This is a genomic window from Cypionkella sp. PAMC25878 (assembly GCF_058135695.1).
Genome location: NZ_CM176871.1, coordinates 4,462,130 through 4,488,297, shown reverse-complemented (window position 1 = coordinate 4,488,297; position 26,168 = coordinate 4,462,130). Strand labels below are relative to the sequence as shown.

Here is a 26,168-nt window from a genome sequence, read left to right as displayed (position 1 = left end):
AAATGGTCGCCAACACCGTTCTGAAAACCATCCACGTCGCCTGCCGTGATCTGGGCATGGACAATGACACCCGGCGCGATCTCCAGCTGCTGGTGACCGGCAAAGACAGCCTGACCGCTATGACGCCTGCCGAGCATCTGGCGGTGCTTGAGGCGCTGAAGGTGCGCGGGTTCAAGCCATCGGCCGGGAAGAACAGCCGCGCCTATCGACGCCCCGCCACGCGCGGCGATATCCGCTTGTGCCATGCGCTGTGGGGCAAGCTGCACAAGGCCGGAGCGGTCGATCTGCCCGGAGCGTCGGGCCTGAACGCCTTCATCCGCGCACGATTCGAGAAAGCATGGGGCGCTGTGCCTTTCGACATCGATGGGCTGCGCGACTGGAAGCAGATCGCCACCGTGATCGAGGCGCTGAAGGCGATGTGCGGTCGCGCGGGGATCGTGCTTTGAGCGATGCCACTCCCATCCAAAGGCCACAAAACAACTGGCCCTTTGCTGGTCTGACGCCGATGAAATATGGCGCGATCCTTGCCGATCCGCCTTGGGCTTATGCGATGCGCTCTGACAAGGGCTACGACAAAAGCCCCGAGGCGCATTACGGCACGATGTCACTGGATGCCATCAAGGCGCTGCCGGTTGCCGATCTGGCCGGTCGGGACTGCTACCTGTTCATGTGGTCCACATGGCCGCATTTGGATCAGGCGATGGAGGTGATGAAGGCTTGGGGCTTTCAATATGTCACGGGCGGTTCTTGGCTGAAACGCACTGTGCATTGGAAGGTCAACTTCGGCACCGGCTTTGTTCTGCGCTCTGCGACCGAGCCTTATCTCGTCGGGCGCTTTGGCCCGGCTGAGACGGATTCGAAAAGCATCCGCAATGTGATCATCGACCCGGAGACAATCCTGCAGCCAGAAGATATCGCCGACAGCATCGAGGCGATCCGGCGCGAGCATTCGCGCAAGCCAGATCAGATGCGCGAGATGATCGAGAAGCTGTTCAAGCGGCACTATTACTTCTGTGATTTGTTCGCACGGGAGCCTTGGCCGGGCAATGATGTCTGGGGCAACCAGATCGATAAATTCGGCGGTGATCCGTGAACCATCCGCGCCCGCCAGCACATGTGGAACCCTACATCACCGCCCTCGGCTTCGAGTTGGCGGTAAAGTTCTTGCTGCATTTTGGCGGAACAGAGATTTCCATCCCACAGACGCCATCGGCCAATTCTGAACTCGTCATGGTGTTGGGGATGGAGGGGGCGCAGGCCCTTTGCCATCTCGCCCAGCGCAAAAGCCTTCAACGCCGCGTGCCGAATGCAAAGCCGTGGTTGGCGCAGTATTTTGCCGTGGTCGAGGGCTTGTCTAACACGGCAATCGCCCGCAAACTGCACGCCACTGATGTTTCGGTGCGCCGCTGGCGTTCGGGCAAGGATGAACGTCCCTTTCCCGATCTGAAAGAAGTGCGTCAGCTGAAACTGCTCTGACCCCGCACACCGTTGCGGGCGGATTTGCCCCCCATTTGCATCGCATGATGTCCCCATCATCTGGGGGCCGCCCCGGCCATTTTCCGGGGATCACATCATGCAAACCAGCGCCCAAGGCATCTCTGCCCTAGAGCTTGAAGAGGGCGTCGTGCTGCGCGCTTACCGTGACAGCGTGGGTGTCTGGACAATCGGTGCAGGTTTGACTGCCGCCTCCGGTATTGTGAAGCCGGTGGCGGGTATGGTCATCACCAAGGAACAGGCAACCAGCCTGCTGCAACAGGCTTTGCGCGCGAAGTATGAGCCAGCCGTTGAAGTGGCAATGTCTGTCACCCAAGCCGCAACCGTCAGCCGCCCCAAGCAAAATGAATTCGATGCGGGCCTCTCGTTTCATTGGAACCTTGGCGCAATCGGTCGGGCAACTTGGGTCAAGAGCTGGAAAGCCAAAGCGTCCCGCGCTGATATCCGGGCGCGACTGCTCGCGTGGAACAAAGCGGGTGGCAAGGTGCTGCCCGGTCTGACCGCGCGGCGCGAGCGCGAGTTCGCCATGCTGATGGATGGCATCTATCGCGGCCAAGCTTTGCCGACGCCGGTTGTGGGCTTTGCTCGTTGGGGGTTGCTGCTTTCGGGGGCAGAGATTGCCGCCGCCCGCGCAGGCTTCCGGGTGCTGGGCTATGATCCCGGCACCAACACCAATGCCATTCTGGACAGCGCCGCCCGCAAGTTTCAGCTGGATCATGCACTGACGGTCGACGGCATTATCGGCCGCGCCACGCTGGCCACATTGCAGCGTCAACTCGATGCGCGCGCAAAGGCCAAAACCACTGCCGCAGCTGTTGCAGCCCCGGTCGCGGCAGTCTCTCTGCCCACCGGCACCTCCGATCTCGCGGATGCTTTGTTAGCACTGCCACACGCGAATGCGGTGCTGATCGCCGCCGCTGCCCTCTACGGCCTGAACTACCTCTACCGCTACCGCGACACCGTTGCGGCGGTGGCCAACCCTGTCTTGCCGCGCGTTGCGGCCTTTTTGCGGAGTTTCTAAATGAGCCTCATCCTCGCCGATATGGCGCTGAAGGCCGGGCTGCCTTTTGTCGATAAGCTGCTGCGCAGGAAGCTGGGCGACAGAGATGGTCAGTTGGTGGGCCAAGTGGTCACCGCCATTGCGGCGCGGGCAGGTCTTCGCCCCGATGAACTGGAGGCGGTGGCCGACACCACCCCCGGACGCGTCATCGAGGCGATGCGCGCGGTCGAAGCCAGCACGCCTGACATGCTCGCGGCCTACGATCGCGATCTCCAGTTACAACTGGCGACCCTTGCCGCCGAGCAGGACGAGCCAACTTGGATGCGCGCTTGGCGACCGGCTGGCATGTATCTGCTGGGCTTCCTCTGGCTGTGGAATTCGGTGCTGTTGCACGTCGCCAACGCGATCTGGAAGACCGCGCTGCCGCCCATGCCCTTCACCGACCTGATCCAGCTAAGCGGCCTTTATATGGCCCTTTATATGGGCGGTCACACGGTCAAGGACGTTGTCAAAACGTGGGTGGCCAAGTGACGCCTGATGAAACCACAGTGCAGGTTCTTATCCTTTGGGCGTTGGCCCTTTCCACGTTCATCAACCTCGGCACGGTCGTTTGGAACATTTTCAGCGGTCCATCGAAAAAGAACGGGGCGCGACTGGAGACGCTGACTGCGGAAGTCACCGCCATCGGCCAGCGCGTGCAGATGATGGATCAGCAACAACAGGCGGGACCTTCCAAGAAGGACATGCACGAGTTTGAGCTGACCATGATGCGGCTTTCGGGAGCCCTCGATGTGATGAACGTCAAGCTCAGTTCCCACGGCGAAATCATGGAGCGGGTGGAAGCTACCGTCAGCCGCCACGAAGAACACCTCCTGCGAAAGTCTTGATGTTATGACCTACGAAAACGATGTGGTGCGACCTGATGCACGGCTGATCATCCTGAAAGCGCTGTCAAAGCAGGTGGATGAACGCCTGCATTCCGGCTTTATCGGCAAAGAGTTGCTGCGCCTTGGCATCGACCGGCCCCGCGAGTGGATTCACGGGGAACTGGATTGGCTGGAGCAAATAGGTGCTGTCACGTTGTTGCGTGCCGACTCCGTCGTTATCGCCACCCTGACCGAGAAGGGCGCGCGTCATCTGCGCCGCGCTCTTGTGATTGAGGGCATCGACCGCCCAAGCCGCGCGGGGGAGTGAACGATGGTAATCGGGCGCGGGCGGCTATCCAGTTTTGATCTGCTACCCAAAGAGGCGGATGGAATTGTGGCATGGGCGGCGTCCGCGCTGTCGGATCGCGAAAAGACCCAGACCGATATTTACGCCGAGTTCATGGCCAAGTGCCAAGCGCTGATGGCTGAACATCGCGGCGAGTTGGAGTTCGCCATTCCTGCCTTCAGCAGCTTCAACCGCTATTCCGTGCGCCAAGCTCGGCTGTCGCGCAGGCTGGATCAAACCCGCGAAATCGTCGCTGTGCTGGTCGATAAGCACGATGCCAAGGCCAGTGACGATCTGACGGTGATTGCAGGAGAGATGATCAAGTCCACCGTCCTGCACATGCTTGGTGACGGTGCTGATGGCACCACGCCGAAAGAGCTGAAGGAATTGGCCGATGCCTTCCGTTCGGCGCAGGCCGCGCAAAACATGTCCAGCACCCGCAAGGCCAAAGAGACCGCCGCGCTGCAAGAACGCCTGGGCGAAGCGGTGTCTACCGTCGCCAAGGCCAAGGGTCTGACGGCTGAAACGGCCGAGGCGATCAAAGCCGAAATTCTGGGGGTGACCAAGTGACCGATGTAACCGAGGCCTACGCTGTCACGGCTGATGAACTCCGCCAGTTCATCGAGCGCGCCGAGCAGCTGGCATCCGAGAAAGTCGCTGTTGCCGAGCAGGAAAAGGAACTGTTCGCCGAGGCCAAGGGCCGGGGCTACGACACCCAAGTCATGCGCAAGGTCATCGCCCTACGCAAGCGCAGGCCCGACGAGATCGCCGAGGAAGAGGCTGTCATCGACATGTATAAAGCCGCGCTGGGGATGCCGTGATGCCGCATGCTTTGACCCGCACGAGTCCGTTTGGCGGGGCATTCATTGGACGCTGCATTAAATGCAGGCAAGACGGCTTTTCAACTGGCGGTGCCTTGGTCGAATGCCCGGCCGACAATCTAGTTTCTGATGAGCAGGCATTGCTGGAAAGCCTTGAACCCGGACAGGCGCGGGTTTGGGCGCAAACCGGCCGAGATCACAAATGATCTTGCAGCGCGACAACCTCAAAGCGCTGATGGTCGGCGGATGCAGTGCCACAGTGTTCGCGGCCAGCATCGGCTATGCAATCATGCAAGACCAGCACCAGCGCGCCTTGCTGGCCTCTGGCAAATGCCAAGCGGTCGCGGAATCGCTCTATACCCCGCCGCCCTCCGCGCACACCAGCTGCTGGGGCAATGCCGAACACCGGCAGTGCTCGACCTATTACACGCAGCCCGATCCGTATTTCCGCACCATGTGGCGCTGCCATGACCCCGACAAGGGCGGCGAGCTAGTCGAATTCTGGCGACGGTCAACCGAGAGGCCCGCGCCATGAGTGAAATGCTGACCGAAAAGCAGTGGGCGGCGGCACGTGCTGCGGCTATGGCATCGATCCCGGCTGAGGTGCAGGCGCATGGCTTGCCCTCTGTCTTGCTGCCCTACCAAGCCCGCACGGTTTCGCTCTTGGACAGCGCTTGCCCGGTGCTGTTTGTCGAGAAATCACGCCGGATCGGGCTGACTTGGGCGCTGGGGGCCTATGCCGTTCTGCGCGCAGCCCGGCAGAAATCGGCACGCGGCATGGACGTGATGTATATCTCATACTCCCGAGAGATGACGCGCGAGTTTATCGACGTCTGCTCAATGTGGGCCAAGGCGTTCAATTCCGCAGCCGGTGCTGTCGAGGAAGTGCTGTTTGACCAGGACAGCGAGGATAAGGCGATCAACGCCTTCAGGATCAAGTTTGCCAGCGGCTTCGAGATCATGGCGCTGTCATCGGCACCGCGCGGGCTGCGCGGCAAGCAGGGTTGCGTCATCATCGACGAAGCGGCGTTTGTGGACGATCTGCCAGCCCTCCTGAAATCCGCGATGGCGTTCACCATGTGGGGCGGGCAAGTCGTGGTTTGCTCGACGCATCTGGGCGCGGAAAACGAGTTCAACGTCCAGATCCAAGACATTCTCGGCGGTCGGTCAAACTATGCCCATATGGCGATCACGCTGGATCAGGCACTGGAGCAGGGGCTTTACCGCCGCATCGCATTAGTGACCGGCGAAGAGTGGACTGCCGAGGCAGAGGCCCAATGGCGCGAGGGGGTGATTAACCGCTACCGCGACAATGCCGACGAAGAACTTTACTGCGTGCCCTCGCTCTCATCGGGGGCATGGTTGCCAGCGCCGCTGATTGAGGCGCGGATGACGATCAAAACGCCGGTGCTGCGGCTGGAATTACCGCCGGGTTATATGTTCGCTTCGCGGCTCGATCAGGCGTCCCTCATGGCCCCGTTCATGGACGATCTGCGCGCACAGCTCGAAGCGCTGGACCTAACACCGCAGTTCGCCTTTGGCTTCGACTTTGCCCGTGTGGCTGACCTTACAGCCGGGTCTTTAATGGCCATTGAACAGCGCCTTAAACGCCGTGAGGTTCTGGCATTTGAACTCCGCAATGTGCCGGGCGTCGAGCAGAAGCTGATTGTGCGGACCATCCTTCAGCACGTCCGCTCTCGCCTGATTGGTGCGGCCTTTGACGCGACCGGCATGGGGTGGACGGTGGCAGAGGATATGGGCCGCGAGTTTGGCTTGCGCGAAGACCCCGAAGGTGCGGGCATCGTGATCGCCGTCAAGTTCTCTGAAGAATGGTATCGCCTGCACATGCCGCCGCTGAAGGTGGCGTTTGAAGACGACATGATCGCCCTGATCGCCGATGCTGAACACCTCGGTGACATTCGCGCCATCAAGATCGTGCGGGGCATCGCTCGGGTTCCAGCGCTGCGCGAAGGCACCACGGGCAAAAAGCGCCACGGTGACCATGCCATTGCTGTGGCCTTGGCGCATTGGGCGAGCCGGATGCGGTTTGTCGAATACAGCTATGAACCTGCAAATCGTGCTGCCAGCCCTGCAAATGGCAGCGGTTGGGATTTCCCCGGCAATGATGATGGTCGCCGCGACGAATACCGCTCGCCGCTAGGGGCAGGTTTGCGGGGCGGGTTGCGAGAATGAATTGGAGTTTGAAATGACCACACCCCGCCTGCTCGGCCCCACCGGCCAGCCGATCAATCGCGAAGTTTTGACCCGCGAGATTGCCGCAGCCACGGTTGGCGGCGTGCGCAGCCCGATCTCTGGTTATCCTGCCGATGGACTGACGCCAGTGCGGCTGGCCAGCATCTTGCGCAGTGCCGATGCCGGTGATCCGGTGCAGATGCTGGAGCTGTTCGAGACCATTGAAGAGCGCGACCCGCATTACATCGGGGTTCTCGGCACCCGGCGCAGATCTGTCAGCCAGATCCCGATCACGGTCGAGGCAGGCTCGGAAGACCCCGAGGATGAGGCCCGTGCGCAAATGGTGCGCGACTGGCTGAAGCGTGACGAGCTGACCGACGAGATTTTCAATATCCTCGACTGCATCGGCAAGGGCTATTCCTTCACCGAGATCATTTGGGACACGAGCTCGGGTCAATGGATGCCGATGCAGCTGGAACAGCGTGATCCGCGCTGGTTCCGGTTTGCGCGCCATGATCTGAAGACCCCGATGCTGCTGGGGCTGGATGGGCAAGAGCAGCCATTGGACTTTGGCAAGTTCATCTTTGCCAAGATCGCGGCCAAATCGGGCATCACGCTGCGCTCCGGGCTGACGCGCGTGGCGGCGTGGGGCTGGATGTTCAAGATGTTTACCCAGCGCGACTGGGCGATTTTCAGCCAAACCTATGGTCAGCCGGTGCGGTTGGGCAAATTTGCGGCGGGCGCATCCGAAGATGACAAGAAGACGCTGTTTCGCGCCGTTGCCAACATCGCGGGCGATTGTGCGGCCATTATCCCGGAGTCGATGCAGATTGAGTTCATCGAATCCGGCAATGTCGGTGCTGCCCACCAGCTCTATAAAGAACGCGCCGAATGGATCGATCAGCAGATCAGCAAGGCGGTGCTGGGCCAGACGGCGACCACCGATGCGGTCGTCGGCGGCCTTGGCTCTGGCAAAGAGCATCGGGCGGTTCAGAAGGACATTGAAACGGCAGATGCCAAGGCGCTGGCGGCGATCCTGAACCGCGATCTGATCCAGCCGTGGATGCAGTTGGAATTCGGCCCGTTGAAAGTCTATCCGCGCTTGAAGATCGAGCAGCCGGAACAGGAAGACCTGAAGGCGCTGGCCGACGCCATCGGCCCGCTGATTGATCGCGGGCTGGAAGTGGAACAGGCGACCCTGCTGTCGCGGTTTGGGCTGCCAGAACCCAAAGCCGGGGCCAAATTGATGCGTCCGTCGAGCGCGGGCGCACCCGCAGCCGACCCTAACGACCCAAATTCAAAAATTAAACGGGTTTTAGACGAAGTTAAACGGGTTGACGGGCTTTCAGCGCCAACGCACGCCCTGCAAGCACAAGGCCCTTCTACGGCCAAAAAACAGGGGGGTTCGGCTGAGGGCGGTTTGACCGACCGATTGGTTGTCGAGGCGGCGGCACCGATGGCGGCACTGCTCGCCAAGATTGAGGTGATGATGGGTGCGGCTGGGACGCTGGACGAGCTGCGCGCGATGTTTGTCGAGGGCTTTCCTGATCTGGATACGACAGAGCTTTCCCAGGTGATGGCGCTGGGGCTGGTTGCTGCAAATCTGGCCGGGCGCGTTGCTGTCGAGGAAGACGCGCAGTGACGATCAGCGCCGCCTTTGGCAAACCCTTCGCCTATCAGGTCGCGGCCTTCCGTTTGCGGTTGGCTGAACTGAAAGGCACGGTGAAGTGGGACGATGTCTGGCAGTCAGAACATGACCGCGCCTTCATGGTGGCTGGCGCGTTGAAGGCTGACCTGCTGGCTGATCTGGCAGCGGCGGTGGACAAGTCGATTTCTCAAGGCACAACGCTAGAGGAGTTTCGTCGCGATTTTCGCAAGATCGTTGAAGAGCGCGGTTGGCACGGTTGGACGGGCGAGGGCACCAAGAAGGGTGAAGCATGGCGCACCCGTGTGATCTACCGCACCAATATGGCGACGTCTTACGCGGCCGGTCGTTTCGCCCAGCTGACGGAAGGCAATTATGCATTCTGGATTTACTTCCACGGCAACAGCCTTGAGCCGCGCCTGCAGCACCTTGCATGGGACGGATTGATCCTGCCGCCCGATCATCCGTTCTGGGCGGATCATTTCCCACCAAACGGCTGGGGCTGCACCTGTCGGGTTTCGGGCGCGCGATCCTTGGCGAGCGCTGTGCGGCGCGGCGGTAAGGCTGATCTGAAACTTCCAGATGATTGGGCGAAGCTTGATCCTAAGACCGGCGCACCGATCGGGATCAGCAAGGGCTGGGCCTATGCGCCGGGCGCGAGTGTTGCCGCTACCGTTTCGTCCTTGGTGCCGAAACTGGAAGCGCTGCCGCCCCAACTGTCGATCAGCACCATCCAAAATTGGGTGCGCTCGCAGGTGTTCAGCGACTGGGCTGAGAATCCGGTAGGAAATTTCCCATTGGCCAGAATTTCTCAAAGCGATGCTGACAAGATCGGGTCGCTTCAAACCATCGCGGTGCTGTCTCCACAAAGCATGGCAAAGCAAATATTGGAGCACCCGGAAATCTCGGTCTTGGAATATGCCGAAGCCCAGAGAGTGATTTCGGGCGCAACGCAGATCATTCAAGACACGCCGCAGACCTTGATCTACATCCTCGAGGACTCCGATGCGACGGGACACTTGCTTATTTTGAAGGCGACCAAATCAGGCGGCGGGCTGTTCGTCACCAGCTTTCGACGTCTTAGTGGCGATCTTGGCACCCGCGCCCGGCTGCTGCGGCAGTTTCTGAAAAGAGCTATCGAATGACAGGCGGCGGGGCCTCGCACCCGGTTTCCCGGAAACCCTGCATGACGCTCCGACCCAAAGATCGTGCTACGGCCGCGAGAATATCACCGTGTCGCGCCTGTCGAGGAAAGATATAGCAATGATCACGATTGAAATCAACGATGCCCCCGTCACCGCCGCACTGGACCGTCTGTCGGCGCGGCTGGCCGATATGACGCCTCTGATGGGCGAAATCGGCGAAGTGTTGGTCAATTCAACGATCCGCCGCTTTGGCGAGGGCGTATCGCCGGACGGTGCTAAATGGGCCGCAAAGTCACCTGTGACGCTTGCCGCCTATGCGGCGCGCGGAGACCGGGTTGATCCCCGGCCTTTGTTTGGACCTTCCGGCGCGCTGAACTCGACGATTGCGGCTCAGCATGGCGCTGACTTTGTGCAAGTCGGCTCGCCGATGATCTATGCCGCTGTGCAGCAGTTTGGTGCCGAGCAAGGTCAGTTTGGCGCACATGCCGGTCGCACGAAGCCTTCCCAGAAGCGCCCAAAAAGCCAAGATTACTTCGTGCTTTCACCTTGGGGTAATATTCCTGCGCGTCCATTCCTTGGGCTTTCCGACGACGACAAGGTCGAGATTCTGGAACTGATCTCTGATGCCTTTGCAACCGCCTTGGGGGATTGACGCAAGGCCAATGCCCCGCCTAGGCTTTGATCAGGTTCCGCGCATAGCCCCCGCAAACCGTTGCGGATTTTCTGAAACCTTCCCAGCCGCGATAGTGCGGCATGACCAAAAAAACCAACCTTTCGCGCGCCACATGCGCCTCAGTTGACCTTCCCGCTGGCGGGGAAGTGCCGGAATGGGTGCATCTGCTGCCTGCCGCAGATGGCGAGCTGCGCACCCATGATGGGCGTGGTCCCTATAAAGTGAGCGATCCTGCCGCGATCATCGCGGCAAGCCTGCATTCCGACCCGCGCGACCAAGGCGGTCTGATCATTGACGAAAACCATTCCTCGGACCTTGCGGCTCCCAGAGGAGGGCCATCTCCCGCGCGTGGACGGATCACCGCCATGGAAGCGCGCAGCGATGGGATTTGGGGGCGCGTTGCCTGGACGGCAGCTGGTCAGGCTTTGATGGCTGATCGCGCCTATCGCGGCATCTCGCCTGTCATCACCTACGACACCACAGGCACCGTGCGCAGCATACTGCGCGCCGGGCTGGTCAATTATTCCAACCTGCGCGGGCTGACTGCGCTCAACTCGGAGAACCCGATGGACCTTACGAAACTGGCAAAGGCCTTGGGCCTTGCCGAAGGGGCTACGATGGACGATGTCCTCGCGGCTGTCGCTGAATTGAAAACCGGGGGCAAAGGTGGCGAAGCTGAGGTCACCGCATTGCAAGCGGCAATGACCAAGGTCGGCACCTTGGTCGGCGTGCCCAACGGCGATACCCAAGCTATCCTTGCCGGTGTCGGGCTGGTGGTTGGCGGCAAAGAGGTCCTGACCGCACTGCAGGCGCAGGTTTCGGTGCAAGCGGCCCAGATCACGGCGCTGACCGACGGCAATAAACGCGGCGCGTCCGAGACCTATATCGACGGTCAGATCGCGCAAAAGCGCATGGGCCTGAGTGCAACCAATCGCGAGAGCATGATCGCTCTGCACATGTCGCAGCCCGACACCTGCAAGGCGCTGGTCGAAGGTCTGCCGCTGGCCGGGGTCTCCCACGCCACCCTGCTGCCACCCAACAAGGATGGCATCCAAGTCGCGCTGAACGCCGAGGAACTGGCCGTCGCCAAGGCCACCGGCAAATCTCCCACCGAATTTGCGGCGCTGATGGCAGCTGACCGCACTGCCAAGGAGGCGAAATAATGGTTGCGCTGACCGCTGACCGCAACACCCCCCTGAAATCCGGCGACTTGCGCGTCGGTCAGGTCGGGGCTGCGACCAAAATCTTTAAGGGCGCGATTATCATGCGCAACGCGGCGGGTTACCTGATCAAGGGGACCACAGCTGTAGGCTCGTTTGGGGTCGGTGTGGCCCAGACGCTCGTCGACAACACCGCAGGTGCCAACGGTGCGCTGTCAGTCTCTTGGCGGCCCGGTGTCGCCTATCTGGCCAACCAGCCCGGCGATCTGTGCCTTGTCACCGATATCGGCGCGAAGTGCTGGATCGTTGATGACCAGACTGTCGCCAAAACCAACGGCACCGCCACCCGCTCGCCTGCTGGCGTCATCGAGGACGTGGATGCCAATGGCGTCTGGGTGCGCTTCGATGAAGCCCTGAACCGCGCTTATTGAGGGATTTGACATGATTATCAACACCGCCGCCCTGAACGCCCTGCGCGTCACCTTTCAGAACGATTTCAAAACCGGCCTGACCCTTGCTGCCTTGATGAAGGACCGCGTGGCAACGATCGTGCCGTCGAGCAACGCGCAAAACACCTATGGCTGGCTCGCCAACGTGCCCGCTATGCGCGAATGGATTGGCGCGCGGGTGGCGCAGAACATCTCTGAAGCCTCCTACACCTTGCTCAACAAAGCTTGGGAATTGACCATCTCGGTTGATCGCTACGACATCGAGGACGACAATCTGGGCGTCTATGCCCCGCTGTTCAGTCAGATGGGCATGTCAACATCGGCCAACGAAGAAATCCTGACCTGGGCGGCGCTGAAGGCAGGCTTCACCTCGAAGTGCTATGACGGTCAGAACTTCTTTGACACCGTTCACCCGGTGCTGGATGCCAACGGCTCAGTGACCAACGTTGCCAACACCGATGGCGGCGCGGGCACCCCGTGGTTCCTGATGTGCACCAAACAGCCGGTCAAACCGTTGCTTTTCCAGTCGCGCAAAGCCCCCGAGTTTGTCTCACGCGACAAGGTGAGCGACGACAACGTGTTCGACGAGCGGATGTTCAAATACGGCGTCGATGCCCGCTACAACGTCGGCTACGGTTTCTGGCAGATGGCTTGGGGCTCCAAGCAGACCCTCAACAACGCCAACTATGCCATCGGGCGTGCTGCGATTGCAGGCATGAAGGGCGATTACGCCCGCCCGCTGGGCTTGGTGCCGGACCTGCTGGTTGTGCCGCCTGCGCTGGAAAGCGCCGGTCGCCAGTTGCTGAATTCCGAATACGGCACCGGCGGCATCACCAACGAATGGAAAGGCACGGCCGAGCTGCTCGTTGTGCCGTGGCTCGCCTAAGGGGCTTTCGGCTTTTCCAGAGGGGGCGGCGCGTCCGCCCCCTTCGATAACCCGAAAGGAGTGTTTTGATGGCTAAGGAAAAAGTTGACGCGGCGGATGCTGCTGCCAAGGCTCAAGCGGACACCGATGCTGCCGCAGCCCAACAGGCCGAGGCGGAGGCTGCTGCCAAAGCCCAAGCGGACGCCGATGCCGCCGCAGCCCAGCAGGCCGAAGCAGATGCTGCTGCCAAGGCCCAAGCGGACGCCGATGCCGCTGCAGCCCAGCAGGCCGAAGCGGAGGCCGCTGCCAAGGTTCAAGCTGATCTAGCGCCTGTTCCGCAAATCTTCGTCCGCGTGATTGGTCCGCAGCAGGGGCGCTGGCGCGGTGGTTATGGCACGCCGCGTCATTTCACCGCCGATCCAGTGGATATCCCGTTCGATGATCTGAGCGCCGAGGAGCGTGCAGAGTTACAGGCCGATCCCGAGCTGCAGGTCGCAATCATCGACCTGCCGCACTGAAATCCCAAGCGAAAGGATCAATCGCGAAACTGATGGGCAAAAGAGGCCGCAGAGCACTCGCCGTTAGCCGATCCGAGTAGGCGTGTTCATCGCGGCTTGAACTGAACGGAGCATGGAGTCCGAGACAGGCCGGAGAGACGGCCACCGCTTAACCGTCAACCTCAAAGGATGCTCAATGCGCCGTATCGTCTCTCTACCGATGTTTGCGTTTTCTCTGGCCTTTACTGCTTGGGCAGTGGTCGCCGCGCTCGTTTGTGATCTGGTTGCCCGTTTCGACACGCTCCTGCGTGAGGTGACGGTCTGGGCCATCGACTATATCCCGCGCCTCGCAAAGCAGGCGAAACCCGCCCGCCGTATCGAGATGGCCGCGACCGCCTTGAACGACCGCAAAGTCGGCGGTGTGCGCGTTCCCGGCTTTCTGGGCCGCCCTGCGGTGCAAATGCTCGCGGGCTAGTTTCCACACGATTTGGCCGGGGCGATTTCAGATCGCCCCGCGCCAGCCCCTTTTCGTTTCCCGGAGCCCCCGATGACCTACGCCACCCAACAGCAGATGACGGATCGCTACGGTGCGGCGCAGCTGGTCAATCTGACCGATCGCGCGGCGGTCGCCACGGGCACCATTGATGCGACCGTGGTGGCGCGGGCGCTGTCGGATGCCGATGCTGTGATCGACGGCTATCTGGCCGGGCGCTACAGCCTGCCGCTGATCTCGGCCCCGCCGCTGATCGCCGATCTGGCGCAAAGCATCGCCTATTGGAAGCTGCACATCAGCGAGCCCGACCCAAAAACCCGCACCGATTACGAGCAGGCGGTGAAGATGCTGAAGGACATTGCCACCGGCACCATCCGCATTCCGGCCGCTGGGATCGAGCCTGCAACCTCGGGCGCATCCGGCGTCCAGGTGACCGACCGCGAGCGTCCTTTCACCGCCGAAAACATGACGGGGTTCATCTGATGGCTGATGTCGATTTGATCATCGACCGGCTGAAGGCGCGCGTGTCTGATCTGGGCGGGCGTGTGTCGGGTGCTGCCGAATTCGCAGCCCTCACCGCCACCGGGGTAGCACCGCAGGTAACGCCCGCCGTGCATGTGATCCCCAGCGGGATCAGTGGCGGTAAACAGAACGTCCAGACCGGGGCCTATATTCAGGGCATCGAACGGATGTTTTCGGTGGTGTTGACCCTGCGCGCGGCTGACGCCTCGGGCAGCCGCATCCTGGACCGCGTGTCAGACTTCATCGACGAGATCATCGCGGCCTTGGTGGGCTGGGAATTGGGCAACCGCATCGGCGTCATGCAGTTCCAACGTTGCACGCTTGCCCGCGCTGCCGCTGGCATCTTTGCCTACGAGCTTACTTTTTCCATCGCTGATCAGCTGAGGATCATCCCATCATGAAATCGCCGAAAGCCGTCGAGGCACCCATCCCGCAAGACGTAGCCCCGCAAGTTCATGCGCCCCACGGTGGCAGTTGGATTGTGGACGATGCGACGGGCGCGCTGACACAGGTGCTGCCCGCTCAAACGCTCCTTGAAGCCGCCGTTGAAGCACCTGTTGAAACCCCGATTGAGGAGGCCCGCTGATGGCTGATCGTTACACCCGCCGCACAGCGGTCATGTTCCGCAATGAGGCTGTCTATGGCACCGCCGAGACCGGTTTCACCTCGGCGGATGCAATCTTGCTGACCAAGCCGCCGAAGTTCATGATCGAGGCCGACAATGTGGACCGCAGTCTGGTGTTGCCATGGATGGGCAATTCCGAGCAGTTGCCGTCCACCAAGCGCGCCAAGTTGAACTTTGAGGTGGAACTGGTGGGCTCCGGTGCGGCGGGCACGCCGCCCGCCTGGGGCAAGCTGTTGCGCGCCTGCGGTTTTGCCGAGGTGATTTCTGTGGGCAACCGGGTTGAATACAGCCCGGTGAACACAGCCTTTGAAGGTGGCACGTTCAGGTTCTTCCGCGATGGTGTGCGCTATGTCGCACGTGGTGGGCGCGGCACCGTGAAGCTGAACTTGATGGCCTATGACATTCCTACGGCCGAGTTTGAATTCTGGGCGTTTGATGCCACCCCGACCGAGGTTGCGATTCCCGCGATAGATCTGTCGGCGTTCCTGACACCTGAAGTTGTCACCGACACCGCCTCGGGTGATATCCGGCTGGGTGCGACCTTGGCAGTCGGCAATATCACCGGCGGTACTGCCTTGGCATCGAAGGGCATTTCGTGGGATGTCGGCAACAAGCTGGAGCACCGCAAGCTGCTCGGCGGCGAGTCGATCAAGATTACCGATCGCAACGTGTCGGGCCAGATGACGGTCGATTTGTTGTCGGCGGATGAGATCATCTGGCGCACCGATATCAACGCCAACACGCTGACTTCGGTGGGGTTCAACCACGGCTCGGTTGCGGGTCGGAAGATTGGCGTATTTGCGTCTCGTGTGCAGCGGACCAATCCGCAAGCTGTCGATGATGCGGGCAACGTGATGATCCAAGCCGATCTGCGCGCGCTGCCCGGCCTGACCGGCACGCCTGAACTGACCATTATTGCGAAGTGAACCAAATGCAAGATCACGACCTAACCCCAGCCGAAGACCTTGCAGCCTTGTTTCCAACGCCGCGCATCGAGATCATCGATGGGCGCAGCATTGCGATCAATCCGCTCAAGGTCCGCCAGCTTGGACCCTATTCCGAGGCCACGAAGTCATTTCTGCCGCAGATCATCGCGGGGGATTATCTGGGCGCACTGACCAATCATACCGCCGATGTACTGGCCTCCGTCGCCATCGTCACGGGTGTCGAGCAGGATTGGCTGGCCGATCTGGAAGCCGATGTGGCGCTGCAACTGGTGGCGGCGGTGTTTGAGGTCAACATTGATTTTTTCGCCCAACGCCTGTTGCCGCAGCGCGCGGCGATGGGCGCGCGGATGCACAAGCTGCTGGAGCATTGGGTTGGTCAGCAGGTGTCGCAAGACTTGTCCGATGGGGCCACAGCCTTACCAGTGTCGGAGAGCTGACGCTCGGCCAGATCGCGGCGTTGCAGCGCGGACACCGCGAGGTCGATCAAGCTGATGAACAGCGCCTGATCTGGGCCGTGCACATCGCGGTGAATGCGGGGGCCGATGATCTGAAGCGCATCTTCGCCGCGCGGGGTACCGCGCCACCCGCCGCCACCGATGCCCCGCTGGATGGGGATATTCGCTACCTTTGAAGGAATGATCCGATGACCGACCTGATTGCTGCGATGGAACTGCGGGTCAAGAATGATCAGGCCAAGGCTGCACTGGCGGCGACGAAGGGCGACTTGAAGGCGGTGGGGACGGCTGCGGCAGAAGCCTCGGTCGAGGGCGCAAAGCTGGGGCCAGCGATTGAGGCTGGCGCGCGTGAGGCCACGCCGCAGGTCGCATCACTGACGCGCGAGCTGACTGAGGTGGGCAAAGGGTCGTTTCTGGCCGGGAACGGCGCGCGTCAAATGGGCATGCAGCTGTCACAGGTTGGTCAGCAGACCATGGCCACGGGCAACTTTGTGCAGGCACTGGCCATCCAGTTGCCAGATATTGGCTTGGGGTTCGGCACTGTGGGCATGGCGGCGGGCCTATTGGCAGGCATCGCTCTGCCGCTGCTGATGTCGGCGTTTGGCAACCTCGGGGACAAGACGCTGAGCGTCGGAGATGCTATCGACTTCGCGGCCGGAAAGATTGAAGAATTCAGGACTGCTGTCGAAAATATCAATATTAGCACAGATGATCTGACGAAGAAGTTCGGGCAAGCGTCTGGTGCGGTTCAACGCGCCTTTGACCTCATTGCGAACCTAAAAGCAGACGAAGCACAGCGCAGCATTGACGGTCTGGCCGCGTCTCTTGCGGGGCTATTCGGTTCGGGCGGAGGTGGGGATGCAAGATCTGGCGTAGCTGCATTTTTTGATGCGAATATCTTCATGGCCTTCACTGCTGCTGGCAGGGAGGCAATGGCCAGTGCGCGCGAGCTGACAGCGGCATTTGTCGATCAACAGACTGCGCTGGCAAACTCAAAAGGCGATCTGGATACACAGCTTTCCACGCTGACCCAAATGTTGGAAACCGTTAATGCTTTGGCGATGGCTGATGGCAGCGTTTCTGAAGCCGAGCAGGAACTGATTACTCAAATATCAACGGCCCTAGGGCTTGTAGCTGATCAAGTTGCATTAACGCGTGAGTTGGAAGCTGGCACCTTTTCAATCGTTGATGCGGCAACTCAGGTTGGTACCGCGATTGAGGGTGCATATTCGGCAATGATGGCACTCGCTTCATCCGCTCCCGGATCAGGCTGGCTGTCGGGTGCGATCGGAGATGCCTCAACATTGGCGGCAACGCTCTGGGACGCTGCGGCGGCAAAGGCTGCGGCCGCATCAGATCTGGCGGCTGGGGCTGCGGTCAAGCACATTCCGGGTGGACTCGATGCCCTTGCAAACGGCGATATCCAAGCGAGCGGTGGCACTTTTCACCGCCCCATCCGACCCAAAAAGACAGCCGGGGCTGGCGGTGCTGCTGCCGGTGGCGGCGCGGCGGCGATCGACCCCGACAGCTTCACTGCGCTGACCGACGCCGCAGAAAAAACGCTGGCAACGCTGGAAGCCAAGATCGCGGCAATCCATGAGAAGGTCAGCCTTGGGCTGATGAGCATGGCCGAGGGCACCAAAGCTATTGCTTCGGCCAAGGATCAAGCCGCCAACAGCATCGCCGAGCTGATCCCGAAACTGGATAAAGTCGCGGATGCCGCAGGCCCCAAAGCCGCCAATGCGGTTGCCAAATGGCGGGCTGAGGTCAAAGGGCTGATCGGCGATCTCGACCAGGCGGGTTCGGATTTGGCCGATAAGCTCTCGTCGAATTTTGAGAAGGGCTTTGCCAGCTTTCTGGCCGGGACCAAGGGCGGCAAGGCCGCGATGGCGGATTTCAAAAGCTTCGTGATCCAGCAGCTTGCAGAAATCGCGGCCAAGCGGTTCAGTGACAGCATCGTCACGCCGCTTCTGAACCAGCTGATCGGGGCCATCGTGCCGTCGTTTGCGCCTGCCGTCACGCCAAACGCGGTGGGCGGTATTTACAGCGGGGCGGGCATTTCGGCTTATTCGGGCACCGTGGTAGACCGCCCGACGATCTTTCCCTTCGCCAAAGGCATCGGGCTGATGGGCGAAGCCGGGGAAGAGGCGATCTTGCCGCTCAGCCGAGGGGCTGACGGTAAACTCGGGGTGCATGCCTCGGGCAGCGGCGGCGGCAGTGTTGTCGTCAATATCAGCACCCCTGCGGGCACCAAGGCCTCGTCGAGCGAACACAGCGACGGCAGCACGCGGATTGTGGATGTGTTGATCGAACAGGTTGAGGGCGCGATTGCGGGCAATATGTCACGCGGTGTCGGGCCGATGAGCGACGTAATGGGGTCCAACTATGGCCTTACCCGTGTGGGGAGTTGAGCATGCGCCGCTGGCCTGATGTCCTGCCCACCCCCTCGCAGCCGGGTTTCGGGCTATCGCCGGTCGATCCTGCGATCCGCTCGGATATGGAGGTCGGCACCGCACGTGTGCGCCGTCTGAGCTTTGCGCGCAATGATACGGTCGAGATGGCGTGGGTGTTCACCGATACCGAGATGGCGGCCTTCCGCGCCTGGTGGGATGATGCGGCCTATAGCTTGGCCGGTGACAGCGAAAGCCTTGCCGCGTGGACGGCCTCGGGGGCCAGTGTTACCGCCGATATGGTGGCCACGCCGGATACAGAATTGGCAGACCGGCTGACCGAAGACGGCAGCACCGCCCAGCATTACGCAGATCGCGGCTTGGGGGCGACGGTGACTTCCGGCAATGTCATTTTGTGCCGCGCCAGCCTGCAATACAGCGCCCGCCGCTGGGCCCGGCTGGGCTTTATCGATCTGTCTGGAACGCCGTGCTACAGCAACATTGATCTTTTGAACGGTGTGTTTGGTGGCCAATCCGGGTTGATCAGCCGACAGATCGAGGACCGTGGCGCGGGATGGTGGCGCGCGACGATTACCGCAGCAAGCGGGGTGGGTGTCAGCCCTGCGGTGATGCGGATCAATCTGCTCGATGACACGCAAGCTGCAAACTATGCAGGCGCAGGTGTGGCCGCGATCAATCTTTGCGAACTCGGGGCACGCTTGGCGACCGGGTATGATCTGCACCTGCGCACCGATGCGGCGGGCAAGGCGTTGGGAGCTGCGGCCAGCACGGCTTGGGTGCAGGTGCCGATCGCGGTTGGTGGTGGTTTCAAAGTCGTTGAAGCCCGCTTTAAGGGTCCGTTCAAAGCCTCGGCCACCGCGAACCTGAACTGGCAAGTTACCGCGACAATGGAGGTGCGCTGATGTCTGATCCCGCCCTCTCAGCCGCAATTCAGGAAGCCTATGCCTCGGCCCCGATCGGGCAGGTGATCTATCATACGCTGGAGCTTTGGCACGCGGCATTCTCGCTGCCTATTCGGGTTGTGCGTGACCGTGTGGCGATAGATGCGCGCATCGAGGCTGGGGCTGCGCGCGATCCCGGCGCGATTGTGACCTTTGTGGCCTATGCGTTCGATGTGGTGCCGCCTGATCAGACCGCGACCGGCCTGCCGCAATGCGTGATCGAGATCGACAATGTCGGCTCTGAGATCGTAGCACAGATTGATTTGGCGGCGGTCAGCGCCACGCCGATCACGGTGATTTATCGCACCTACCTGTCAGATGCGCTGACCGTGGGCCCAGAAAACACCCCGCCCTTGGAAATGACGCTGATCACGGTCAATGCAACGCCCTATCGGCTGCGCGCGACGGCGGGTTTTCCTGATCTTTTGAACCTGCGGTTTCCGAAGCTCGACTATGACCTTGAGACGTTTCCGGGGTTGCAACCATGAACGCGCATTGGGCAGCCCAGTATATCGGCATGCCGTGGAGCCGCAGTTTCACCTGCTGGCATTTCTGCGCGCGGGTCTGGCAAGAGCGGTTTGGCTGGACGGTGCCGCTGGTGGAGATCGATGGCGCCGATCCGCGTGCGACGCGCAGAGCCTTGCGTGGCGACGCGCGGCTGTCGTGGCGCGAGGTCGATGCGGTGGGTGAGGGCGACGGCGTGCTGATGGCCAAGGGGGCAGAGCCTTGCCATGTCGGGATCTGGTTGACCGAGGGCGGCGTGCTGCACTGCGTTGAGAGCGCAGGCGCGATTTTCACCCCCGTGGAGCGGCTGGCTGATCTCGGGTACCGCGTTGTGGGCGTCTATCGGCGGGTGGGCGCATGAGGGCGCTTTGTCTGACCGTCTCGAACCCGTTTGATCCGCTGGGCAGCCGGATGATCGAACAGGTGCGCCGCCCCAAGCGGTTGCGCCAGCTCGCACCTTGCGGCAACGCGCCGGTGATTGCGATGCTGAATGGTCGCCCGGTCCTGCGGGCGGAATGGCGGCGGCGGCTGCGGCATGGCGATCAGCTGGTGTTTTGCACCTTGCCGCGCGGCGGCGGCGGGCAGGGCGGCAGTAATCCGTTGCGGATGCTGCTCAGCATCGCGCTGACGGTGTTTGCGCCCTATGCGGCAGGTTTGCTCGGCGGGGCGTTTGTCACCGCAGCGGGTGGGCTGACCATGCTCGGCCGGGTCGCAGCTCTTGGCATCACGCTGGTGGGCCAAGCCGTGATCAACGCGTTGCTGCCAATGCCAAAGCAGGCGGCACAGCAGACCCCGTCGCCGACCTATTCCATCGGCGCGCAGGGCAACTCGGCACGGATCGAGGCCGCTATCCCTGCGCAATACGGGCGTCTTTTGTGCTGGCCAGATTTTGCAGCACAGCCCTACATCGAATATGTCGGCAACGAGCAATATCTCTATCAGTTGCTGTGCTTGGGCGTTGGCGAGTTCGATATCGAACAGATCCGCATTGAAGATACGCCGATTTCGGCCTTCCCGGAAATCACCTATGAAGTGATCCAGCCACATGGTCAGGTCAGCTTGATGCCGACCAATGTCGTCACCAGTGTCGAGGTCTCCGGGCAGGAGCTTACCGGATCAAAGACTGGCACCTACAGCCAGTCTGGCACGGTGATCACCGTCACCGAAACTGCCCATCTTCGCGCCGTGGGTCAGGCGGTCCGGTTGGTGATCAACACCGGCACGGCCGTAGGTGACGTCTATCAAATTGCTTCTGTGACGGGGGCCAATACCTACACCGTGGTTGCAGCGGCAGCTCTAACGACCTCAGGCTCCGTTGACATCAGAACCGTCGTTGGTGGCTTTGAAGGTTTCGTGGCATCGGATGCCGGCACGCTTGCCTACAGTATCGGGATCGACCTGATCTTTCCGCTTGGGCTTTATGCGACAACTGGCGGTGGCGATCTGGTCAACAACTCGGTGTCTTTGACCGTTCGCGCGCGCAAGGTCGATGACAATGGTCTCCCGATCGCCGCATGGATCGTGCTGGAGTCAATGGCGATCACCGATCGTACTGTGACACCACAGGGGCGTTCCTTCCGATATTCGGTGCCAGCCGGACGCTACCGCGTTCAAGCATGGCGTGCCGATACCAAGTCAACGGCTGCCAACGTTGGCCATCAAGTGTCATTTGGCGGGCTGCGGTCGTATCTGGCCGAAACCCGCGACCATGGCCCGGTGACACTGCTTGCGATGCGGATGCGGGCCACCAACAACCTGTCGGCGCAGGCCAGTCGGCGCATTGCGGTGCTGTGCACCCGCAAGATCCCGGTCTGGAACGGTGTGAGCTGGTCCGCGCCGGTCGCCAGCCGCTCGATCGCCTGGGCCATCGCGGATGCGGCGCGCAGCACTGATTACGGCGCAAGCCTGCCGGATGCGCGGATCGATCTGGCGGCCTTGCTGGCGCTGGATGCTGTCTGGGCGGCGCGCGGCGATAAGTTCGACGGCCGCTTTGAGAATGCAGCCACCTGGTGGGAGGCGGTCTCCAAGATCGCCCTAGCGGGCCGCGCGCGGTTGTTCATGCAGGGTGGCAAGCTGCGCATTGTCCGCGACGGTGCTGCCAGCCTGCCGGTGGCGCTCTATTCGATGCGCAACATCAAGCGCGGCTCGTTCTCGATCGACTATCTGCTGACCTCGGAGGCCACCGCCGACGCAATCGACGTCGCCTATTTTGATGAAACCAAATGGGCCCCGCGCCGGGTGTCGGCACAGCTTGCGGGCAGCACCCGCGCCCGGCCGGTGAAGATGGAGATGTTTGGCGTCACCCAGCGCGCGCAGGCCTACCGCGATGGCCTGTATCATGCGGCTGCGAACAAATACCGCCGCCGCGTTGTGCAGTTTGCCACCGAAATGGAGGGCTTCATTCCCTCGCTGGGTGATCTGATTGCGATCCAACACGATATGCCGGGCTGGGGCGTGCAAGCCGAGGCCCGTGCTTGGGACGCAGCCACAAGGGCTTTGACGCTGTCCGAGCCGGTCAGCTTTGGCGCGGGCAGCTATTATGTCGGCTTGCGCACGGCGGCAGGGGCGTTGAGCGGGCCGTGGCAGGTCACGCCGGGGCCAAGCGCCGAGGTGGTTGTATTGGCCCAAACCCCGGATGTGACGCCCTATACCGGGTCCGATCGCGAGCGCACCCATGTTGTGTTCGGAAAGGCAGAGAGCTGGCGGACGCTGGCCAAGGTCACCAGCACCAAGCCGCGCGGACTTTATGAAGTGGTGATTGAAGCCGTTACCGAAGACCCATCGGTCCACAGCGCGGACACCGGCGTCACCGCAGCCCCGATCCGCACCAGCGTGTTGCCGACCGTGATCACCCGGCCTGTCGTCTCAGGCCTGCTGGCTCGCCGGATGCCGGATGATGCCACCCGTGCGGTGCTGGCATGGCGCGCGGCAGCGGGCGCAGACATCTATCAGCTGGAGATGGCACAGGGCATCAATCCCTTGGACCCTGATGTCAGCTGGACGCGGGTGGTGGATACCAGCGCCACCAATCAGGTCATCACCCTGCTTTATGCCGCCCAAACCCTGATCCGGCTACGTGCCGTGGGGCTGACGGCAGGCCCGTGGCTTTACGCCGCCTTGGGCAGTCTGATCCCGAATTTCTGGAACACCGATGCCACATCCTTCTGGACGGCCGATGCCAACCTGATGTGGAGCAGCTGATGGAGCACATCCTATGACCGCACTGCCCCCTACCTCTGATTTTACCGCCTCGACCACGACCGAAGGCCAGATGAAAGCCGCGCTCAGCAACCTGCGGGACTTTCTGTCTGGCTTGCTCGGCGCGGATGGCACTACCGCCACGGCGCTGGCGACGATGGGCGCGCTGCTCTCGAATGCGGTCGATAAAACCGCCGCCTATACGGTGGTCTTGAGCGATCGTGGCAAGCTGATCAATGCGACCAACACATGGACACTTGGCCTTCCCGCCGTCGCCACAGCAGGGGCAGGATTTTCCTTCGCCATCCGCAATTCTGGCACCGGCACTGTCACTATAGATCCGTCAGGGGCCGAGCTTATCAACGGTGCCGCGACACTGTTGGTTGGCCCCGGTCAGTCTATGCAGATCATTTGCACCGGCAGCGTTTGGTACGGCATCGGCGGCGGCGATGTGACGCAGAGTATTTCTGATGCGACGGCAGGGCGCTTGATGGCTTTGGGGTCATTTGGGTGGGGCGGCTCCAACGCTGTCGACGTCACCGATTATGATGCGATCTCGGTCGCGGGCTTTTACAAAAACGCCACGACAGCAACAGGCTCACCGATTGCCGTAACAAATCTGTGGAGCGTGCTGCACATCCCGCATCAAGCAACGAACTCAGCGATTCAGATTGCTGCGCGTGTCTCTGTAACTCCGCTGCAGTTCTATGTGCGGCGGCGCGCCTCCTCCACCTGGGCCGCTTGGGTCAAAGTGTTTCATACCGATAACGTTCTGGGCACGGTGTCACAGACGGCGGGCGTGCCGACCGGTGCAGTGATTGAGCGCGGCACCAACGCCAATGGCGAATACGTCAAGTTCGCGGATGGCACCCTGATTTGCACCCGCACCATGACGGCCTCCAGCGCTGCGGCCACCACCTGGACTTTTCCCGCTGCCTTCATCGCAGCGCCGGTGTTGTCGGGCCAAGCCGTGTCGACGGTCTCGGCGGCGGTGATGTCAGATGCTGCCCCCGGTACCACCAGTGGCAGCTTCTCGGTGCGCGACAAGACCGATGCCCGGCGCGCTGATTCCACCATGCTCAGCGCCGTCGGGCGCTGGTTCTAAGGAGCAAACCATGCAGATCATTCTCTCTCCGCAACGCCGCGATGCTCGGCTCAGCCTTGCCCGCAACGGCGACATCCTGACGATCAACGGCCAGAACTTCGATTTTAGCCCGCTGCAAGAGGGCGCGGTGCTGCCCGCCTCGGCCGTGCAAAGCGACTGGCTTGCCGGGGATATCACCCGGCAGGATGGCGCACTGATCATCCCGGTATTTCTGCCGCATGGGGCCAATGCCCCGCATGAAACCCTGTTTCCAACACCGCTGCAGGTAAACGTGAACGGCGCGATTGACCTGCCACCCTATGAGATCGAGGCCAGCGATGAACATTGATTTCAGCAAGGCGATCCCGGCCGAGGTCGCGCAGGCCGCCGAACTCTCAGCCCGGCGTGAAATGATGGTTTGCAGCCCGCTGCAAGGCCGCCTGACGGCTGGCCCGCAAATCTGCGCCGCCCTCGATGCCACCGCCGCCAATCCCGCAACACCTTGGGCGATGCGCGAAGCGATCCAGAACGCCCGCGAATGGCGGCGCAGCTCGCAGACCATTGATGAGATGGCATGGCTGTTGGGCTTCACGCCCGAGCAGATGGACGCCCTGTTTGAAGCGGCAATGGCCGTGGCCGTCTGACCAAACTGGCCTCCTTTTAAGGAGGCCGGGGGGTGCGTCAACACCCTCCAGCACGGGGACAAATCCGCTAAGACATCCCCCGCCGACCAGTCAAGATTTATGGCCGCTCCACCCCTCGAGAGGCGCGGCGAACGTGGGTCTAAACTACATGCCGGATCAAGAGATTCGTTGCAGCAGCTGTGCGCGGTTGCTATTTAAAATGCAGGCAGGGGCGCTGATTGGTGCCCTTTCCGTGAAATGCCCGCGCTGTCGGGCGTTCAATCACTTGAGGCCCCCGAGCCCGAACCCAGAGCGCTCCTCCGCGCCAGACCCTCTCGGAGCCAAAACTTGAAACCACAGACCCTCTCGCCGATCACGCCCGTCCGCCCGGTTGCACCGTGGCTCGGCGGCAAGCGCAACCTTGCAAAACGCATCTGCGCGCTGATCGACAACGACACACAGCACCGCAGCTATGCCGAGCCTTTTGTCGGCATGGGCGGCATCTTTTTGCGGCGGACACGATGTCCGCAGGCAGAGTTTATCAACGATCGCGGCCGTGACGTCTACAACCTGTTCCGGGTGCTCCAGGAGCACTACGTGGCGTTCCTCGACATGCTGCGATTCCAGATCACCACGCAGGCAAACTTCAACCGCCTGGTCGATGTGGACCCTGAAACCCTGACCGATTTGCAGCGCGCAGCGCGCTTCCTTTATCTGCAGAAACTGGCCTTTGGCGGCAAGGTCTCGGGCAAGAACTTCGGGCTGGCGGTGGAGCGATCCAGCCGGTTCAACCTGACCACGCTGGAGCCTGATCTCGAAGCCCTGCACAGCCGCCTCTCCGGGGTGACGGTGACCTGTTTGGACTTCGCCGATTTCATCCGCCGCGTCGATCGGCCGGAGACGTTGTTCTACCTCGATCCGCCCTATTGGGGCTGCGAAGGCGACTATGGAAAGCAGCTCTTCAGCCGCGAGCGATTCGAGGAACTGGCAACGGTTTTGGCGGGTTTAAAGGGGCGTTTCATCCTGTCTTTAAACGACGTTGAAGGCGTGCGCGAAACCTTCAAAGCCTTCCGATTCCGCGAGGTGAAAACCACCTATACGATCTCGGCGAAAGGCGCGGCCCCGGAGCGGGCAGAGGTGCTGATCTCGAACTATGAATTATGAACTCGACAGCCCGAACTTTGGTTTTCATAGTTCGGGCGATGACGTGT

General features: G+C 61.4%; 35 protein-coding genes. All 35 read left to right on the top strand.

Annotated elements, in window-relative coordinates; genetic code table 11:
- The first annotated feature begins 2 nt into the window (after nucleotides 1-2).
- The gene (locus ACS5RD_RS22315; RefSeq protein WP_489929194.1) at nucleotides 3-446 is read left to right on the top strand and encodes a phage protein GemA/Gp16 family protein; all 444 of its coding nucleotides are present in this window, start codon (nucleotides 3-5) and stop codon (nucleotides 444-446) included.
- Entirely contained in the window at nucleotides 443-1,093 is a 651-nt protein-coding gene (locus ACS5RD_RS22310; RefSeq protein ID WP_489929193.1) for an MT-A70 family methyltransferase, read from the top strand. The genes ACS5RD_RS22315 and ACS5RD_RS22310 overlap by 4 nt, the downstream gene beginning before the upstream one ends.
- Nucleotides 1,090-1,476: a helix-turn-helix domain-containing protein gene (locus ACS5RD_RS22305; protein ID WP_489929192.1), complete on the top strand. Its 387-nt coding sequence runs from the start codon at nucleotides 1,090-1,092 to the stop codon at nucleotides 1,474-1,476. Before ACS5RD_RS22310 ends, ACS5RD_RS22305 begins: the two co-directional genes overlap by 4 nt.
- A gap of 97 nt (nucleotides 1,477-1,573) precedes the next feature.
- Complete coding sequence (locus tag ACS5RD_RS22300) at nucleotides 1,574-2,515, top strand: glycoside hydrolase family protein (RefSeq protein ID WP_489929191.1); 942 nt, start codon at nucleotides 1,574-1,576, stop codon at nucleotides 2,513-2,515.
- Entirely contained in the window at nucleotides 2,516-3,025 is a 510-nt protein-coding gene (locus ACS5RD_RS22295; RefSeq protein WP_489929190.1) for a hypothetical protein, read from the top strand.
- Nucleotides 3,022-3,381, top strand: a complete 360-nt coding sequence (locus ACS5RD_RS22290) for a DUF2730 family protein (protein WP_489929189.1) — start codon at nucleotides 3,022-3,024, stop codon at nucleotides 3,379-3,381. Before ACS5RD_RS22295 ends, ACS5RD_RS22290 begins: the two co-directional genes overlap by 4 nt.
- Nucleotides 3,382-3,385: 4 nt before the next feature.
- Complete coding sequence (locus ACS5RD_RS22285; RefSeq protein ID WP_489929188.1) at nucleotides 3,386-3,688, top strand: VpaChn25_0724 family phage protein; 303 nt, start codon at nucleotides 3,386-3,388, stop codon at nucleotides 3,686-3,688.
- A gap of 3 nt (nucleotides 3,689-3,691) precedes the next feature.
- Entirely contained in the window at nucleotides 3,692-4,276 is a 585-nt protein-coding gene (locus tag ACS5RD_RS22280; protein ID WP_489929187.1) for a phage protein Gp27 family protein, read from the top strand.
- Nucleotides 4,273-4,527: a DUF2312 domain-containing protein gene (locus ACS5RD_RS22275; protein ID WP_489929186.1), complete on the top strand. Its 255-nt coding sequence runs from the start codon at nucleotides 4,273-4,275 to the stop codon at nucleotides 4,525-4,527. Before ACS5RD_RS22280 ends, ACS5RD_RS22275 begins: the two co-directional genes overlap by 4 nt.
- A 202-nt stretch (nucleotides 4,528-4,729) precedes the next feature.
- Nucleotides 4,730-5,062: a hypothetical protein gene (locus tag ACS5RD_RS22270; protein WP_489929185.1), complete on the top strand. Its 333-nt coding sequence runs from the start codon at nucleotides 4,730-4,732 to the stop codon at nucleotides 5,060-5,062.
- Complete coding sequence (locus tag ACS5RD_RS22265) at nucleotides 5,059-6,720, top strand: hypothetical protein (RefSeq protein ID WP_489929184.1); 1,662 nt, start codon at nucleotides 5,059-5,061, stop codon at nucleotides 6,718-6,720. The genes ACS5RD_RS22270 and ACS5RD_RS22265 overlap by 4 nt, the downstream gene beginning before the upstream one ends.
- Nucleotides 6,721-6,733: 13 nt before the next feature.
- Complete coding sequence (locus ACS5RD_RS22260) at nucleotides 6,734-8,362, top strand: DUF935 domain-containing protein (protein ID WP_489929183.1); 1,629 nt, start codon at nucleotides 6,734-6,736, stop codon at nucleotides 8,360-8,362.
- On the top strand, nucleotides 8,359-9,510 hold the full coding sequence (locus tag ACS5RD_RS22255) for a phage head morphogenesis protein (protein WP_489929182.1): 1,152 nt from the start codon (nucleotides 8,359-8,361) through the stop codon (nucleotides 9,508-9,510). The genes ACS5RD_RS22260 and ACS5RD_RS22255 overlap by 4 nt, the downstream gene beginning before the upstream one ends.
- Before the next feature lie 118 nt (nucleotides 9,511-9,628).
- Nucleotides 9,629-10,162, top strand: coding sequence for a phage virion morphogenesis protein (locus ACS5RD_RS22250; protein ID WP_489929181.1), 534 nt, complete (start codon nucleotides 9,629-9,631; stop codon nucleotides 10,160-10,162).
- A 101-nt stretch (nucleotides 10,163-10,263) separates the two neighbouring features.
- The gene (locus ACS5RD_RS22245) at nucleotides 10,264-11,346 is read left to right on the top strand and encodes a phage protease (RefSeq protein ID WP_489929180.1); all 1,083 of its coding nucleotides are present in this window, start codon (nucleotides 10,264-10,266) and stop codon (nucleotides 11,344-11,346) included.
- The gene (locus ACS5RD_RS22240; RefSeq protein WP_489929179.1) at nucleotides 11,346-11,774 is read left to right on the top strand and encodes a hypothetical protein; all 429 of its coding nucleotides are present in this window, start codon (nucleotides 11,346-11,348) and stop codon (nucleotides 11,772-11,774) included. Before ACS5RD_RS22245 ends, ACS5RD_RS22240 begins: the two co-directional genes overlap by 1 nt.
- Nucleotides 11,775-11,784: 10 nt before the next feature.
- Complete coding sequence (locus ACS5RD_RS22235) at nucleotides 11,785-12,678, top strand: Mu-like prophage major head subunit gpT family protein (protein ID WP_489929178.1); 894 nt, start codon at nucleotides 11,785-11,787, stop codon at nucleotides 12,676-12,678.
- A 68-nt stretch (nucleotides 12,679-12,746) separates the two neighbouring features.
- Nucleotides 12,747-13,175: a hypothetical protein gene (locus ACS5RD_RS22230; RefSeq protein ID WP_489929177.1), complete on the top strand. Its 429-nt coding sequence runs from the start codon at nucleotides 12,747-12,749 to the stop codon at nucleotides 13,173-13,175.
- A gap of 175 nt (nucleotides 13,176-13,350) precedes the next feature.
- Nucleotides 13,351-13,629, top strand: a complete 279-nt coding sequence (locus tag ACS5RD_RS22225; RefSeq protein WP_489929176.1) for a hypothetical protein — start codon at nucleotides 13,351-13,353, stop codon at nucleotides 13,627-13,629.
- 72 nt (nucleotides 13,630-13,701) lie between these two features.
- Complete coding sequence (locus tag ACS5RD_RS22220; RefSeq protein ID WP_489929175.1) at nucleotides 13,702-14,130, top strand: gp436 family protein; 429 nt, start codon at nucleotides 13,702-13,704, stop codon at nucleotides 14,128-14,130.
- A complete protein-coding gene (locus tag ACS5RD_RS22215; protein WP_489929174.1) occupies nucleotides 14,130-14,570 on the top strand; it encodes a phage tail terminator protein in 441 nt (146 codons plus the stop codon). The genes ACS5RD_RS22220 and ACS5RD_RS22215 overlap by 1 nt, the downstream gene beginning before the upstream one ends.
- The gene (locus ACS5RD_RS22210; protein ID WP_489929173.1) at nucleotides 14,567-14,755 is read left to right on the top strand and encodes a hypothetical protein; all 189 of its coding nucleotides are present in this window, start codon (nucleotides 14,567-14,569) and stop codon (nucleotides 14,753-14,755) included. Before ACS5RD_RS22215 ends, ACS5RD_RS22210 begins: the two co-directional genes overlap by 4 nt.
- Nucleotides 14,755-15,720 (top strand): hypothetical protein, encoded by a 966-nt coding sequence (locus ACS5RD_RS22205; RefSeq protein WP_489929172.1) that lies wholly within the window; start codon nucleotides 14,755-14,757, stop codon nucleotides 15,718-15,720. Before ACS5RD_RS22210 ends, ACS5RD_RS22205 begins: the two co-directional genes overlap by 1 nt.
- 5 nt (nucleotides 15,721-15,725) lie before the next feature.
- On the top strand, nucleotides 15,726-16,178 hold the full coding sequence (locus ACS5RD_RS22200) for a DUF6631 family protein (RefSeq protein WP_489929171.1): 453 nt from the start codon (nucleotides 15,726-15,728) through the stop codon (nucleotides 16,176-16,178).
- A 20-nt stretch (nucleotides 16,179-16,198) separates the two neighbouring features.
- Nucleotides 16,199-16,372, top strand: a complete 174-nt coding sequence (locus tag ACS5RD_RS22195) for a hypothetical protein (protein WP_489929170.1) — start codon at nucleotides 16,199-16,201, stop codon at nucleotides 16,370-16,372.
- Between the two features lie 12 nt (nucleotides 16,373-16,384).
- A complete protein-coding gene (locus tag ACS5RD_RS22190) occupies nucleotides 16,385-18,607 on the top strand; it encodes a phage tail tape measure protein (RefSeq protein ID WP_489929169.1) in 2,223 nt (740 codons plus the stop codon).
- 2 nt (nucleotides 18,608-18,609) lie between these two features.
- Nucleotides 18,610-19,509, top strand: coding sequence for a phage head spike fiber domain-containing protein (locus tag ACS5RD_RS22185; RefSeq protein WP_489929168.1), 900 nt, complete (start codon nucleotides 18,610-18,612; stop codon nucleotides 19,507-19,509).
- Complete coding sequence (locus ACS5RD_RS22180) at nucleotides 19,509-20,036, top strand: DUF1833 family protein (RefSeq protein ID WP_489929167.1); 528 nt, start codon at nucleotides 19,509-19,511, stop codon at nucleotides 20,034-20,036. The genes ACS5RD_RS22185 and ACS5RD_RS22180 overlap by 1 nt, the downstream gene beginning before the upstream one ends.
- Nucleotides 20,033-20,413 carry a hypothetical protein gene (locus tag ACS5RD_RS22175; RefSeq protein WP_489929166.1) on the top strand — a complete coding sequence of 127 codons (381 nt, stop codon included), beginning with the start codon at nucleotides 20,033-20,035 and terminating at the stop codon, nucleotides 20,411-20,413. Before ACS5RD_RS22180 ends, ACS5RD_RS22175 begins: the two co-directional genes overlap by 4 nt.
- Entirely contained in the window at nucleotides 20,410-23,253 is a 2,844-nt protein-coding gene (locus tag ACS5RD_RS22170; protein WP_489929165.1) for a host specificity factor TipJ family phage tail protein, read from the top strand. Before ACS5RD_RS22175 ends, ACS5RD_RS22170 begins: the two co-directional genes overlap by 4 nt.
- A 13-nt stretch (nucleotides 23,254-23,266) precedes the next feature.
- Nucleotides 23,267-24,355 carry a pyocin knob domain-containing protein gene (locus tag ACS5RD_RS22165; RefSeq protein ID WP_489929164.1) on the top strand — a complete coding sequence of 363 codons (1,089 nt, stop codon included), beginning with the start codon at nucleotides 23,267-23,269 and terminating at the stop codon, nucleotides 24,353-24,355.
- A 10-nt stretch (nucleotides 24,356-24,365) separates the two neighbouring features.
- On the top strand, nucleotides 24,366-24,683 hold the full coding sequence (locus ACS5RD_RS22160; protein WP_489929163.1) for a hypothetical protein: 318 nt from the start codon (nucleotides 24,366-24,368) through the stop codon (nucleotides 24,681-24,683).
- A complete protein-coding gene (locus ACS5RD_RS22155; protein WP_489929162.1) occupies nucleotides 24,673-24,978 on the top strand; it encodes a hypothetical protein in 306 nt (101 codons plus the stop codon). Before ACS5RD_RS22160 ends, ACS5RD_RS22155 begins: the two co-directional genes overlap by 11 nt.
- Nucleotides 24,899-25,309, top strand: a complete 411-nt coding sequence (locus ACS5RD_RS22150; RefSeq protein WP_489929161.1) for a Com family DNA-binding transcriptional regulator — start codon at nucleotides 24,899-24,901, stop codon at nucleotides 25,307-25,309. The genes ACS5RD_RS22155 and ACS5RD_RS22150 overlap by 80 nt, the downstream gene beginning before the upstream one ends.
- Nucleotides 25,306-26,121 carry a DNA adenine methylase gene (locus ACS5RD_RS22145; RefSeq protein WP_489929160.1) on the top strand — a complete coding sequence of 272 codons (816 nt, stop codon included), beginning with the start codon at nucleotides 25,306-25,308 and terminating at the stop codon, nucleotides 26,119-26,121. Before ACS5RD_RS22150 ends, ACS5RD_RS22145 begins: the two co-directional genes overlap by 4 nt.
- Nucleotides 26,122-26,168: the final 47 nt, after the last annotated feature.